Source organism: Thalassospira sp. MBR-102 (assembly GCF_040549275.1).
Classification (GTDB): domain Bacteria; phylum Pseudomonadota; class Alphaproteobacteria; order Rhodospirillales; family Thalassospiraceae; genus Thalassospira; species Thalassospira xiamenensis.
This window is the reverse complement of record NZ_JBEPTC010000003.1, coordinates 426,203-438,903: the sequence shown is the minus strand read 5'-3', so window position 1 is coordinate 438,903 and position 12,701 is coordinate 426,203. Positions and strand designations below refer to the sequence as shown.

Below are 12,701 nucleotides of genomic sequence, written 5' to 3'. Positions count from 1 at the left end.
TAGAGAAATGACTTCAAAAATTTCGCAAGCGAAGCTGAGAATTAACGGACAGGAGTGTGAGCGGAGCTTCTCGGATTTTATTGATTGGTTTTATCATCGCATAGACACGCCGGTACTGCGTGGCGTGGTTCTGGAGTATCTTTTGATCCAGCGCCTCATTGAGGATGCTGATAAAATTGTAAGCAAACGGATTACCTCTTTGACCGGAGCGCCAGAGCCGACTGCAAAGTGCCTCAAAGACAGTTTGTCCCGCTATTACAAATTTCAACCACATGGTGATGTGTTTGATGTCCAACTTCATTGGGGAGTAACAGTTGAGATAAAATCGACCAGTGATGAAGAAAAATGGCGGCTTCATAAAACATCCGACTGGAGTATATGGACAGACAAAAACCTAAAGAGCAAAGGATTTCAGGCCCAATATTATATTGTTGCTAAGTTGGATAAATCGCCTGCAGAGCGAGGCTGCGATTTTATAAATTTTGATAAAGTCGAGTTTTATATTCTCAGTGGCCGGGAACTGGACAATCGTACGGCAGGTAAAGAAAGCATCAAGCTATCTGATTTTACGGAGGGCCTTCAGTTTTGCACGTTAGATGATTTGGCAAAGGTCTTAGGAGAAATAGTTGATGCGGAGTACAAAAGAATTCAGAAGAAATTTGTTCCCAACTGGTTTATTTCGAGTCCAAGTCGAGACAAAGAGGCAACATTCATTCCGCTTGCACGGCAAACACGTGATGGTGTCGACTGTGCTTGGTACAAACTTCCCGAAGATCAGAAAAAAATTGATAAGGCAAAAGAAGATTTAAAGAAAACTAGCGATCCTAGAATCAGAAAAGAAATCTTTGAAAGCTTGTGGCAGAGAGATCGTGAAATCGTCTTTCCGTGGCAAAATGATTTTGATCCATGTGTCAGAGATTGGGCTGTAGCTGGCCTTGTGTACGTAGCTGATAGTTGAACATCTTCTCCGTTTGAGTATTCAGAAGATGGGAGCAGCTTTAATTTTTTGATTGAATGTCTGGTTTCAAACCCGAGCTTCCAAAGACAATCTTTCCATTTACTCTATTGTTAGGTGAGTGTTGAAGCCTTTGTTCAAGTGTGACTGCTCCGATACCGTTTATGTATTATCGAAATGGGCATTCGGAGCGTTAGGCCTCATTTGTGTGGGGATAAGACAGGTAGGGTAGGTAAGGTAGGGTGTTTTGGGCGATAGACCGCGAATAGCACAAGCCTTCTTCGCACCTTTTAACCCTTCCAAACTGGCAATTCTTCGCATGTGCAACATATCATGAGGGTGGGCGTGGCCCGCGTGTGAGATGACGCAGGAGTTGGCATGAGCGAGAGTGCGAAGAAGTCGACGGCGAAGAGTAAGACCAACGGCAACGGGAACGGCAAAACCGGCGGCAAGACCAATGGCAACGGCAAAGCCAAAAAGCCGCGCAAGCATATCAGTCTGGCGTTGCAGGGCGGCGGGTCGCATGGGGCGTTTACGTGGGGTGTGCTTGACCGGTTGCTGGAGGATGAGGAAATCACGGTTGAGGCGATTTCGGGGACCTCTGCGGGGGCGATGAATGCCGCGGTGGTGACGTCGGGCTTTGCCAAGGGTGGTTATGAGGGTGCCCGGATCGATCTTGAGACTTTCTGGCGCGCGGTATCGGAAGCGGCCCGGTTCAGCCCGCTTCAGCGCAGCCCGATTGATATTCTGTTTGGCAACTGGTCGCTTGAAAACTCGTTGGCTTATATGTGGCTTGATATGAGTGCGAAGATGTTTTCGCCCTATGACCTCAACCCGGCGGGGGATAATCCGCTGGCCGCGATTTTGAACGAGGTTGTCGATTTCAGGGCGCTCAATGAAAGCCCGGCCAAGCTTTTTGTCACCGCGACCAATGTTGAAACCGGGCAGGGGCGGGTGTTTCGCAACCCGGATATCACGGTCGATGTGCTGCTGGCGTCGGCCTGTCTGCCGACGATTTACAAGGCGATCGAGATTGACGGGGTGCCGTATTGGGACGGCGGATATTCCGGCAATCCAAGCCTTGGGCCGCTGGTGCGCGAATGCGGATCGGATGATACGATCCTCGTGCAGATCAACCCGGTCAAACGGCCCGGTGTGCCGAAAACATCACGCGATATCGCCAATCGCTTAAACGAGGTATCGTTCAATAGCAGCCTGATGAAGGAATTGCGGATGATTGCGATCCTGCGCCATGATGCGCCGACCCATGCGTGTGAGGCCAGCAAATGGGGGGCGATGCGGATGCATTGCATCGCAAGCGATGTGATGCTGGAGCTTGATCAATCCTCGAAACTCAATGCCGAGTGGGATTTCATGACCATGCTGCGCGACAAGGGGCGCGAGGCGGCAGCGAAGTTTTTGCGCAAACATCGCGGCGATATTGGCGAGCGGCCGACCCTGGACCTTGATCTGTTTGCGCCGGATTGACGCGTGAGGGCTTGCGGGTTTGGTGGCGGGGTTTGAGGCTGCGGCACGAAGGGCTGGATTCCCGCGTGCGCGGGAATGACGGTTTTTGGGGGTGTTGCTTTTCCATCCGTTCGTCACTCCCGCGAAGGCGGGAGTCCATGGGGCTTGCGGGCTCGGTGGCGGGTTTTGAGGTTGCGGCACGAAGGGCTGCTCTCGCACGGCTCTCCAAGCTGTGATCGGGGCTTGATTTCCGGTTTCGGGCAAAGGCGGGTACACCGGATGGAAAGATCAATCCGGAGATAAGCAGATGTTGAAATCGGTTGTTATGGGTGGCGGGATTGCGATGGTGATGCTGGCAGGGTTTGCTGCCCCGTCGCAGGCCGCCCCACAGGTTATCGAAATCACGCAGGTGCCCTGCCAGTTTCTGGAGCCAGAGGGCACCAACCATCATTACACCAGCACCAAGAAAGCCGATTGCGTTGCGATCAATAACGAAAGCGGTGATGCGCGGGTGGCAAAGGCCGGTGAAATGACGCTGGCCCCCGGTGATTATATTTTCCGGGTCGCGAATGAGGGTGTGCCCTATGAGGTCGGTTTCTGGCTGCGTGACAAGGATTATGACTGGACCGACAAGATCCTGAGCCAGAAGATTTCGGTATCGGGCGGCGGGTTGCTTAAGGGCAAGACCAAGGATTACGCGGTGACGCTTGAGCCCGGTGAGTATCTTTATAGCTGCCCGCTTAATACCACGCCGAATTACAGGCTTGTCGTGAAGTAAGCGTTTTTCTGCCGCCTCCCTGAAGACCCGACTGGCAGGTTTGAAGACGTCTCCCCCCTGATCTGACCTGCCGTAAAACCCGCATATGCCCCCACATATGCGGGTTTCTTTTATTTGCGTGAGGTGCGGGCGGGGCGTAATCTGGGCCCCGCCATCCTTAACAACGTCCCGGATCGATATGCCCCAAAGCGAGTTTGAAAAAATGAAGGCAGGGCAGTGGTATAGCTGCCTTGACCCGGAACTTGATGCCATGCGCGTACGTGCCCATGAGGCGGTGCATGAACACAGCATCCTGCCGCCATCTGATCGCGGCAATATCGCGCCAAAGCTGCGTGCGCTGTTTGCGCAATGTGCCGAAGACGTTCGGATCGAAACGCGGTTTCATTGTGCCTACGGGGTCAATATTCACCTTGGGCGTGATGTGTTCATCAATGTCGGCTGCACGATCATTGATACCGCGCCCGTGACCCTTGGTGATCATTCAATGCTGGGCCCGAATGTGCAGATTTATTGCGCGCAGCATCACAAGGACCCGGAGCTTCGAAAGCAGCATCTTGAAATCGCGCTGCCGGTGACGATTGGCAGGAATGTCTGGATCGGCGGCGGGGCGATCATCCTGCCCGGGGTTTGCATCGGCGATGATGCGATTGTCGGGGCCGGTTCGGTGGTGACAAAAAATGTTGCGCCGGGTGTCACGGTGGTCGGCAATCCGGCGCGCGTGATGGGCGATAGGGCGTAACGCGCCCAGGGTCCGCACACAAAAAAACGGGCGGGGATAAACCCGCCCGCAAGGTTCGGCTTCGTATCCGGCAAGAAATTCGAGGGAAAATTTCAAAGGATTTTTCAGGCCGTTCGGGAGATCGCGTTCGTCGATCAGGAAATATCGTCAGACCCGGCAACCCGTTTGCGACCATTGATCATGGCGCGGACAAGGTTTTCGTGGTGGCGCAGGCTTGCCAGCAGCACCCCGCCAATATGGACCAGCACAAGGGCAAGCAGCGCATTGGCAAGGAATTCGTGGGTTTCTTCTACCCAGTCCACACCCCAGAAGGCGTCGGTGGTGTACATCCAGCCGGTGAGCGCACAGCCGATCATGCCGATGATCAGGGCGACAATCATCGCCGCCCCGGCCGGGTTGTGGCCGATATAGCGGTTTTCGCGGCCGGTGATGACATCGCCAAGATAGGCCATCACGACCGACGGGCGGCGGATGAATTGCGAGAAACGGGCATAGCGCGAGCCGATCAGACCCCAGATCAGGCGAAAGGCAATCAGGCCGCCGGCGGCATAACCGGCCCAGTGATGCAGGGCATCCCATTCATCAGCCGTGATCCAGGCGAGGGCGAAACTTGCCGCCAGGCCCCAGTGAAAAATACGGACCAGCGGGTCCCAGACTTTAACCTGCATTGATCGGGTTCCTTTTTGGCGGGGTGCCCCGGGGTGCCCCGGTGATCTTCGGGGTGGGGAGCATCATGATCACCGGAGCGGGGGCAACGGGGTGCGGTTCGAGAAGATCGGATTGGAAAGGGTGGGATCAGTCTTCTTTGGTTTTGACGGCTTCGAAGGTTTTCGGGTTGAAATAGGCCTCGACCCGCTTGCCATCCGGGGTTTGGGCGTAAACTTCGTAGCAGCCGTCTTCGGTTTTGATTTTCTTGACGGTCCAGCCATCGGCCGTCAGCTTGGCCTCAAGGTTTTCCATCGGCTGCCATTCGGCTTTGGGCACGTTGCACAGATCATCGCTGGCGCGGGCCGGGGCGGATTGCAGGGTCAAGGCGGCACCCGCCAGAAGGGCGAAAGTCAGTGCGGTTGCGGAGGCAGTCGGGAAAAGCGTTCTTTTCATTGTCGGGGTCCTTTAAGATCACGTTGAAACGGTCATGGCTGGCGTATCGAATGGGGTGATCCTGACGCGGTTTGCTGACAGGAAGCTGAACGGGGTTTGGTCCGGCCTTCAGGTTGTTGTCAGCTTTGCACGGCATATCTGCCGGTTTGGGATCGTATTCGAACGGGAAACGGGGACGCGGGGCGCGATGCGGATTTTGCTGGTGGAAGATGAACGTTATCTGGCCGAGGCGGTGCGCGACCATTTGCTGGCGTCGGGGGATGCGGTTGACATGACCGAAAGTGTGGTCGAGGCCGAGATCATGTTGCGCGGCACACCTTATGATGTGCTGCTGCTTGACCTGAACCTGCCCGATGGCAAGGGGATTGATCTTTTGCGCGCCCTGCGCCGTGCGGGCAGTGTGACGCCGTGCATCATCCTGACCGCGCAGGACCAGATTTCAGACCGGATTGCGGGGCTGAATGCCGGGGCGGATGATTATCTGGTCAAGCCGTTTGATTTGCATGAGCTTTCGGCACGGTTGCTTGCAGTCGCCCGGCGTTATTCGGGCAACCCGAACCCGTTGATCCGGCTTTCGGGGGATAACGGCGGTGCGATCGAGGTTGATCTTGCCAGCCGGTCGGTTGTGATCGACGGGCAGCAGACCGATCTGACATCGCGGGAATGGGCGTTGCTTGATCAATTGCTGCGCCGTCCGGGCGCGACATTATCCAAGGCACAGCTTGAAGAAGCGCTTTATGAATTTGGCGCGGAAATCGAAAGCAACACGGTCGAGGTTTATGTCAGCCGCCTGCGGCGCAAGCTGGGCAAGGCGGTGATCCATACCGTGCGCGGCGTTGGTTATCGCATTGAAGGATGATCCGAGCTTATGAGCAAGATGGCCAAAAACAGCCTGCAATTCATGCTGGCCCGGCGATTGACGGTGACGGTCAGTGTTTTCTGGCTGGCGGGGTCGGTTCTGGCCGGTTACAGCATGTATCACGAAATGCAGGAAGCGTTCGATAACAGCCTTGTCACCACGGCCTATCGCTATGCGCCGCTGATTGATGATTATCTGCAACGCCATGATGGCGGCAGTGCGCAGGAAGTGCTGCCAAGCCCGGCCAAGGGCGAAATCCGCACCGAGGATCACGGGGATGGCGACGGGGACGAGGAACTTGGCGAGGATTACCTGATGTATGAGGTGCGCGAGGGCGGGGGCGGGCTTTTGCTGCGGTCCTATAACGCGCAGGAAAATCCGTTTGAAGCGCCCCTGATCGAAGGATTTTATAACGAGCAGGATTTCCGCATTTATACCGCCGTCCTTCTGGGGGGCACGCGGATCATTCAGGTGGCAGAGCCGCTTGAACACCGGCGCGAGGCGCTTTTTGAAAGCGTGATGGCGCAGTTCCTGCCGATTGTGCTGCTGATCCCGGCGGTGATTATCGGGGTGATCGTAGCACTCCGGCGGGGGTTAAGCCCGGTGTTGCGCGTTCGCGATGCAATCGAGGAACGCGGCGAGGGCAATCTGCAACCCCTTGAACTCGACGATGCGCCCGAAGAAATCAGCACCATCGTCACCGCCGTCAACCGGCTGATGGAAAAGCTTGATGCCGCATTGAGTGCCGAGCGGACCTTTACCGCGCATAGCGCGCATGAATTGCGCACCCCGATTGCCGCCGCATTGGCGCAGACGCAAAGGCTTGTGCTCGAACTGCCCGAAGACCATCCGGGGCGCATCCGCGCCCGGCAGACCGAGGAAAGCCTTAAACGGTTGTCGCGGCTATCAGAAAAGCTTTTGCAACTGGCCCGGGCCGAGGCCGGGGTCGGCACCAGCCCGACCGGCGAAAACCAGAAACTGGGCGCGACACTGGGGCTTGTGATTGATGATCTGGAACGGGTGGCCGATGGGGCGGGGCGCATCGCCTTTGACGCCAGATCGGCAACTGCGCTTTCGGCCAATATCGATCACGATGCCTTTGCGATCTGCATGCGCAACCTGATTGAAAACGCGCTTAAACATGGCAGCGATCAGGAAAAGGTGATGGTCGAGGTGATTGGCAGCGACACGGTCAGGGTTTCGAACGCGGGCGATGCGGTGCGGCCCGAAGACCTTGATGACCTGACATCGCGGTTCAAACGATCCAATACCAAGGCCAGCGGGGCGGGGCTTGGCCTTTCGATTGTCAAAACCATCGTTGGCAATATCAATGGGGAATTAATGCTCCATTCCCCGCGCCCCGGCAAGCCGGATGGTTTTATGGCGGAGTTGCGGTTGCGTCAGAGTTGAGGGGGGAGAGGGCTGCTGTGCAAGCCGGTTCATATTGACAAATGGCAGGGCCGGTGCCATTTTGATGCTGGAGGTTCGGCCCGAAGATGGTCCGCTTGGCGATAGCCTTGAGGGATGATTATTCGGGGCTTTACCTCCTTTTTTATTTGTCGCGGGCAGTGTACGGATCGGGAACGTAAAAAATTCCGTAGGTTTTGAAGGTCTTGCCGTCGCGATATCCGTCCCCTGAAAATTGCAGAGCGTGACAGCGCGGGGCGAAGCCGGTTGCGATGTCGTCGCGTTGCGGTCCGTTAAAAGACCATTCGGGCAGGCGAAATCCCCAATTGATGCAATACAAACAAAGGTCTGCTGCCTGAACGCCGGGCGACATTTCCGAATCAACAAATAGCGGGGCGGGAACGATCCAGCTTGTTCTGTGTCGGCCCGCTGCGGTTTTCAGGTAATAATCCTGGAGCTTTCGGACAAACCGCCTGTCATTTGCCTTCTCGGTCTGGTCCATGACGAACAGGCCGTGTTGCTGTTCCATTTCCAGAAAGTAGAAGAAGCGTTCCTGCAAAAAGATATGATCTTTGCGCAGGAAATGGGGATATTGATAATCCTTCGGCGGCTTGGCCCCGCACGGGATCAGGCTGGCAAAAATCTTTGCATTATGTTTGTGCAAAAGATCAAAGATCGCATGTGCCATAAGGATGCTGGCTTGGCCGTAGGCCGCAAAATCACGTGCTGCGGGACTTTCTTTTTGCAGTCCCTTTGTGAGAAAGCGCCTTACCCCGTTGTGGCGGATATTGGCATCAAGCGTGGCGGAGGCCTCCGCCCATTTGACCCGTTTGAGATCAAGTAATTTGCTGCCTTTGATTTCTTTGCTGTATTCCGCAAGACGCACCCCGAAACAGTCCAGTTCGGCCTGATGGAAATCACGGACAAAATCCCAGATGCGACTTGCATGAATGGCGACGCCGCCGCGAACCTCCATCGGCATGTTGCGATGGTCATGACCACTTTCGTCCATGAAGAGCAACCAGCTCAAGACGCGACCCTTTCCTGCAATGGGGCGTTGTATATCCCTTTGAAATGCACGCCGGATTGGATCACATACGGGGTGTGTTGTGCAAATTTTTAGTCAGGCAACATCGAAAGGTTTTTGACGAAGTTTGGGGGGATAGAAATTCACTTCATTAGTAAGGGTACTCAGCTTTTTACGCAGTTCAGAGTATCCTGCAGAGCTGGTTTGGTTCGTCTCTTTCCATTTTCGAACTGTGGTAACATTGACGCCGAGTTCACGAGCTATTTGACGCATCGATTTTTTGGGATTTTGATAAGAAAGTGATTGGTAACGGCTCTTTGCATCCGGTTTACCTCGTCGCGGTTCGTCGATGTGAGAGCAACCGAGCAAGGCGTACACGATGCAAACCAACTCCCAAGGTGGGGGAATTCTTGCTGAATGGCAGTCTTCGAGAAAATTATAGGTCCAAGCCGACATTAAACTCCTAGACATCACCAGTCCGCGTCGTTCTAGGGCTCGTTCTCCTTTACTTTCCAAATAATCCCGTCGTTCCAGTTCATGAATTAGAAACAGGGCGCAACGTCTGACGCCTTTATATGTCGTACGCCAACCACCTCCTTGACCGACATTTAGCTCCCATATGAGTAAGCAAATATCGTCATAAACTTCGTTATGCAGTTCTAAAGACACCTTCTTTCTTCCTTATTGCTAGAATCTGCTCAAACCTAATCTTCAAACCACCCACCCGCTCAAACTCCTGCAGATAGTTCTTGACCAGAGTTAGTCACTGACTACAGGCGGGGCTTGCACCGTCAGGTCATCGTGCGCGACGATGTTGTTTTATTTTCGAGAGTGCTTTGGAGCCCTGCCGCTTTTCCATTTTTCTATCTCAGGCTGGTTGCGGGTTTTCATGAAATCATCCGAGACGCTTTGCGTGTCAAAGAAGCTGTCCCATAGCTGATCGGTTGGTGGGAGGTCATGAGAATTTCCTGCTGCCGGAGCCTTTCGACGCGGGAAAGCGGATTTCGGGGGCTTCGGGGTCATTGCGGATGCCTCCACCTTTTTTGGTCATTGATTATATTTTGGTGATGGGCGGCACGGGTCAAGTGTATATGCGCGAAAGCCGCGCATATGGCGCGGGGGTGACGATTTTTGGGCGTGCGCGTCTGGGCGGAGCGAAGGTCGGGTATGTGCCGACGGGCGGGACATTCGGGGCCGGGCTGGCGGGGAAAAACAAGGGGGCGGGGCCATGCCGGGGCTTGGGATGTCGGGTTTTGGGGCAGGTCGCGGTTTTGTGAAATCGCGGTTTTCTGCCGATGTAAACGTTTCAAATGTTCATAAAACGGCAACAAATGCGTTATCAGACTGACTTGTAACTTGCCTATGGTGGGGGCGTTACAGGAGTTCTGGTATGTCGTCAAAACCCACCATGCGCGATGTGGCGCGCAAGTCCGGTCTTTCGATTGCGACGGTATCGCGCGTGATCAATTTCCCCGGCGAGGTTCCGGCGGAAACCGCCGAAATCGTCAATACGGCGATGCGGTATCTGAATTACCGGCCCAACATCAATGGCCGCCGGTTGAAGATGAGCCAGACCCGCACGGTGGGCGTTCTGGTGCCGACCCTTGCCAACCCGGTATTTGCGACATCGGTGCAGGGGATCGAGCAGGAAGCCAATATCGAGGGGCTTACCGTCCTTCTGACATCGTCAAATTATGATCCCGAACGCGAAATGGGGGCGGTTTCAGCCCTTTTGAACAATCGCGTCGATGGGTTGATCCTGACCCTTGCCAATGCGGACAACAATCCGGTGGTGGATTTGCTGCTGGCCGAGAAAATCCCGTTCGTGTTGCTGTTTAACCAGCCCGAACGTGCCGACATTGCCGCGATCAGTGTTGATAACGCGCAGTCGGCCTTTGACATCACCAACGCGATGATTGCCAAGGGGCACCGGTCGCTTGTGATGGTGGCAGGGCAGTTTGAAAGTTCGGACCGGTCGCGCCAGCGTTATGACGGGTTTTGCCGGGCGCTGGATCAGGCCGGGATTGAGAAAAAGCATCTGGTGCAGGTGCGGTTTGGCGAAACCGATCTGGTGGAACCGCTGCGCGATCTGCTGTTGGGGCCGGATGCGGTCACGGGGATTGTCTGTTCGACCGACATGCTGGCGATTGCCGCGATCAGCGCGTGCCGGGCGCATGGGTTATCGGTGCCCGGTGATGTTTCGGTTGGCGGTATTGACGGAATTTCGGTGGGTGGGCTGATCACGCCAAAGCTGTGTTCGGCAGTTCAACCCACCCAGGAGATGGGCCGGCAGGCGCTTGCATTCCTGCGCGGCCTGATCAAGGGGCAGACAAACCCGCAGAGTTTGTTGCTGCCTCATCATCTAAGCGACGGGGACTCCATTGGAGCATTCCGAGGGGATTCCCGACGCCGTTCATCAACCCGAGTATAGGAAGATCAAAAGTGCGTTTCAAACAACTTGTCATGGGTGCGGCGTTTGCTGTTGTGGCTGCGCAGCCCGCCTTCGCCGAAGATGTTGCGATTTGCTATAACTGTCCGCCAGAATGGGCCGATTGGGGCGGGCAGCTTAAAAACATTGCGCGCGACCTTAAGATCGATGTGCCGCAGGACAACAAGAATTCCGGTCAGACATTGTCGCAGCTTCTGGCGGAAAAGGATAATCCGGTTGCCGATGTGGCCTATTACGGGGTTTCGTTTGGCATCAAGGCCAAAGAGGAAGGCGTTGTTGCCGATTACAAACCGGCCAATTTCGACAAGATCCCGGCGGGCCTGAAAGATGAAAACGGTGCGTGGTTTGCCATTCATTCGGGCACCATCGGGCTTTTTGTCAATACCGAGGCCCTTGGCGGGGCACCGGTTCCGCAAAGCTGGTCGGACCTTCTGAAGCCGGAATACAAGGGCATGGTCGGCTATCTTGACCCGTCAAGCGCGTTTGTCGGTTATGCCGGGGCGGTTGCGATCAACCGGGCGATGGGTGGATCGCTTGACGATTTCACGCCGGGGATCGAGTTTTTCAAAAAATTGAAAGCAAACGATCCGATTGTGCCGAAACAGACCGCCTATGCGCGGGTTCTGTCGGGCGAAATTCCGATCCTGATCGATTATGATTTCAATGCCTATCGTGCGAAATACAAGGACGAGGCGAGTGTTGCCTTTGTCATCCCGACCGAGGGCACGGTTGCCGTTCCCTATGTCATGAGCCTGGTGAAGAACGGGCCGCATGCGGAGAATGGCAAGAAGGTTCTGGATTATGTGATGTCGGACGCGGGGCAAGCCCATTGGGCCAATGCGTTCCTGCGCCCGGTGATTGCATCGGCGATGTCGCCGGAAGCATCCGAAAAGTTCCTTCCGGCCGCGGAATATGAGCGTTCCCAGCCGGTGGATTACGCCAAGATGGCCGAAGTTCAGGCCGGTTTTGGCGAGCGTTATCTGTCCGAGGTGCGGTAAGTGTCGTCGGTTGAACATATCAAAGAGGGGCGTTCGCGCCCTTCTTTCCCATGGGCTTTCCCATCCTCTTTGTTCGGGCGGGCAACGCCGGGGGCGGGAAGCCCGGCCATTCTGGCGCTGTTGATGTTGCCCGGCCTGATCATTGTGGCGGCGTTTTTCATCATTCCGATGGCGCTGGTGGCGATGCGGGTGGCCGATGGCCCCGACGGGCTTGCGACCTATTTCGTGATCCTGACTAATGATCGGTATCTGGCAAGCCTGATCCAGACGCTTGTGATGTCGGCGGGCGTTACGGTGACGGCCCTTGTGCTGTGCGGGGTTTGCGGGCTGTTTCTGGTGCGTAACCGGTTTGCCGGGCGCAATGTGATCACGGCCCTTTTGACATTGCCGCTCTCGTTTCCGGGCACGGTGGTTGGGTTCATGGTGATCATGCTGGCCGGGCGGCAGGGCGTGATCGGGTCGGTCACGGATGCGCTTTGGGGCGAGAAGATTGTTTTTGCCTATGAGATCACCGGGTTGTTTGTCGGCTATCTTTATTTTTCGATCCCGCGGGTGATTTTGGCCGTGATGGCATCGGCCGAGAAGCTTGATCCGCAGCTTGAAGAAGCCGCCCGGTCGCTGGGTGCTCCGACATGGCGGGTGGTCCGGGATGTGATCCTGCCGGGGCTTATGCCCGGTCTTGTGTCGTCGGGTGCGATCTGTTTTGCGACCGCGATGGGGGCGTTTGGCACGGCCTTTACGCTGGCAACCGATATCGATGTGCTGCCGATGGTGATCTATACCGAATTTACCCGAAACGCCAATATCGCGGTGGCAGCGGCGCTCAGCATTGCGTTGGGTGCGATGACATGGGCGGTTCTGGCCGCGGTGCGTGTTTTCGTTGGCAATGGTGCGACATCGGGCACCGGTGGGGGAGCGTGA

The 12,701-nt window shown here is 55.6% G+C and carries 14 protein-coding genes; 10 read left to right on the top strand and 4 right to left on the bottom strand.

Annotation, left to right across the window (positions count from 1 at the left end; genetic code table 11):
• Positions 1-7: 7 nt before the first annotated feature.
• From ABIE64_RS08630 to ABIE64_RS08615, 4 genes are all read left to right on the top strand, one after another.
• Positions 8-958: a hypothetical protein gene (locus tag ABIE64_RS08630; RefSeq protein WP_354377151.1), complete on the top strand. Its 951-nt coding sequence runs from the start codon at positions 8-10 to the stop codon at positions 956-958.
• A gap of 375 nt (positions 959-1,333) precedes the next feature.
• Positions 1,334-2,443: a patatin-like phospholipase family protein gene (locus ABIE64_RS08625; protein ID WP_354377150.1), complete on the top strand. Its 1,110-nt coding sequence runs from the start codon at positions 1,334-1,336 to the stop codon at positions 2,441-2,443.
• 286 nt (positions 2,444-2,729) lie between these two features.
• A complete protein-coding gene (locus ABIE64_RS08620) occupies positions 2,730-3,200 on the top strand; it encodes a hypothetical protein (protein WP_354377149.1) in 471 nt (156 codons plus the stop codon).
• Between the two features lie 202 nt (positions 3,201-3,402).
• The gene (locus tag ABIE64_RS08615) at positions 3,403-3,939 is read left to right on the top strand and encodes a sugar O-acetyltransferase (RefSeq protein ID WP_354377148.1); all 537 of its coding nucleotides are present in this window, start codon (positions 3,403-3,405) and stop codon (positions 3,937-3,939) included.
• A 134-nt stretch (positions 3,940-4,073) separates the two neighbouring features.
• Here ABIE64_RS08615 and ABIE64_RS08610 read toward each other — a convergent pair whose 3' ends face one another.
• Complete coding sequence (locus ABIE64_RS08610) at positions 4,074-4,607, bottom strand: cytochrome b/b6 domain-containing protein (protein WP_037987842.1); 534 nt, start codon at positions 4,605-4,607, stop codon at positions 4,074-4,076.
• Positions 4,608-4,734: 127 nt separating this feature from the next.
• Positions 4,735-5,040, bottom strand: coding sequence for a PepSY domain-containing protein (locus tag ABIE64_RS08605; RefSeq protein ID WP_354377147.1), 306 nt, complete (start codon positions 5,038-5,040; stop codon positions 4,735-4,737).
• A gap of 34 nt (positions 5,041-5,074) precedes the next feature.
• Between ABIE64_RS08605 and ABIE64_RS08600 the strand changes: the two genes are divergently transcribed.
• On the top strand, positions 5,075-5,899 hold the full coding sequence (locus ABIE64_RS08600) for a response regulator (RefSeq protein ID WP_503012845.1): 825 nt from the start codon (positions 5,075-5,077) through the stop codon (positions 5,897-5,899).
• A 9-nt stretch (positions 5,900-5,908) separates the two neighbouring features.
• Positions 5,909-7,309 (top strand): ATP-binding protein, encoded by a 1,401-nt coding sequence (locus ABIE64_RS08595; protein WP_354377146.1) that lies wholly within the window; start codon positions 5,909-5,911, stop codon positions 7,307-7,309.
• 142 nt (positions 7,310-7,451) lie between these two features.
• On the opposite strand, the gene ABIE64_RS08590 is transcribed toward ABIE64_RS08595, so the two are convergent.
• Together ABIE64_RS08590 and ABIE64_RS08585 are read right to left on the bottom strand one after the other, a co-directional pair.
• Positions 7,452-8,336 carry a DUF3800 domain-containing protein gene (locus ABIE64_RS08590; RefSeq protein WP_354377145.1) on the bottom strand — a complete coding sequence of 295 codons (885 nt, stop codon included), beginning with the start codon at positions 8,334-8,336 and terminating at the stop codon, positions 7,452-7,454.
• A 93-nt stretch (positions 8,337-8,429) separates the two neighbouring features.
• Positions 8,430-9,002 carry a hypothetical protein gene (locus ABIE64_RS08585; protein ID WP_354377144.1) on the bottom strand — a complete coding sequence of 191 codons (573 nt, stop codon included), beginning with the start codon at positions 9,000-9,002 and terminating at the stop codon, positions 8,430-8,432.
• 422 nt (positions 9,003-9,424) lie between these two features.
• Here ABIE64_RS08585 and ABIE64_RS08580 point away from each other — a divergent pair, with 422 nt between their 5' ends.
• The 4 genes from ABIE64_RS08580 (at position 9,425) to ABIE64_RS08565 (ending at position 12,701) form a co-directional block, all read left to right on the top strand.
• On the top strand, positions 9,425-9,610 hold the full coding sequence (locus ABIE64_RS08580; protein WP_354377143.1) for a hypothetical protein: 186 nt from the start codon (positions 9,425-9,427) through the stop codon (positions 9,608-9,610).
• 113 nt (positions 9,611-9,723) lie between these two features.
• Positions 9,724-10,764 (top strand): LacI family DNA-binding transcriptional regulator, encoded by a 1,041-nt coding sequence (locus ABIE64_RS08575; protein WP_354377142.1) that lies wholly within the window; start codon positions 9,724-9,726, stop codon positions 10,762-10,764.
• Between the two features lie 11 nt (positions 10,765-10,775).
• Positions 10,776-11,780, top strand: a complete 1,005-nt coding sequence (locus ABIE64_RS08570; protein ID WP_114095266.1) for an ABC transporter substrate-binding protein — start codon at positions 10,776-10,778, stop codon at positions 11,778-11,780.
• Positions 11,781-12,701, top strand: coding sequence for an ABC transporter permease (locus ABIE64_RS08565; RefSeq protein ID WP_354377141.1), 921 nt, complete (start codon positions 11,781-11,783; stop codon positions 12,699-12,701).

What these genes read in the sequence shown, in the direction of transcription:
- ABIE64_RS08630 (WP_354377151.1), top strand. Translation starts at nt 8, where the DNA reads ATGACTTCAAAAATTTCGCAAGCGAAGCTGAGAATTAACGGACAGGAG.
- ABIE64_RS08625 (WP_354377150.1), top strand. Translation starts at nt 1,334, where the DNA reads ATGAGCGAGAGTGCGAAGAAGTCGACGGCGAAGAGTAAGACCAACGGC.
- ABIE64_RS08620 (WP_354377149.1), top strand. Translation starts at nt 2,730, where the DNA reads ATGTTGAAATCGGTTGTTATGGGTGGCGGGATTGCGATGGTGATGCTG.
- ABIE64_RS08615 (WP_354377148.1), top strand. Translation starts at nt 3,403, where the DNA reads ATGAAGGCAGGGCAGTGGTATAGCTGCCTTGACCCGGAACTTGATGCC.
- ABIE64_RS08610 (WP_037987842.1), bottom strand. Translation starts at nt 4,607, where the DNA reads ATGCAGGTTAAAGTCTGGGACCCGCTGGTCCGTATTTTTCACTGGGGC.
- ABIE64_RS08605 (WP_354377147.1), bottom strand. Translation starts at nt 5,040, where the DNA reads ATGAAAAGAACGCTTTTCCCGACTGCCTCCGCAACCGCACTGACTTTC.
- ABIE64_RS08600 (WP_503012845.1), top strand. Translation starts at nt 5,075, where the DNA reads ATGGCTGGCGTATCGAATGGGGTGATCCTGACGCGGTTTGCTGACAGG.
- ABIE64_RS08595 (WP_354377146.1), top strand. Translation starts at nt 5,909, where the DNA reads ATGAGCAAGATGGCCAAAAACAGCCTGCAATTCATGCTGGCCCGGCGA.
- ABIE64_RS08580 (WP_354377143.1), top strand. Translation starts at nt 9,425, where the DNA reads ATGCGCGAAAGCCGCGCATATGGCGCGGGGGTGACGATTTTTGGGCGT.
- ABIE64_RS08575 (WP_354377142.1), top strand. Translation starts at nt 9,724, where the DNA reads ATGTCGTCAAAACCCACCATGCGCGATGTGGCGCGCAAGTCCGGTCTT.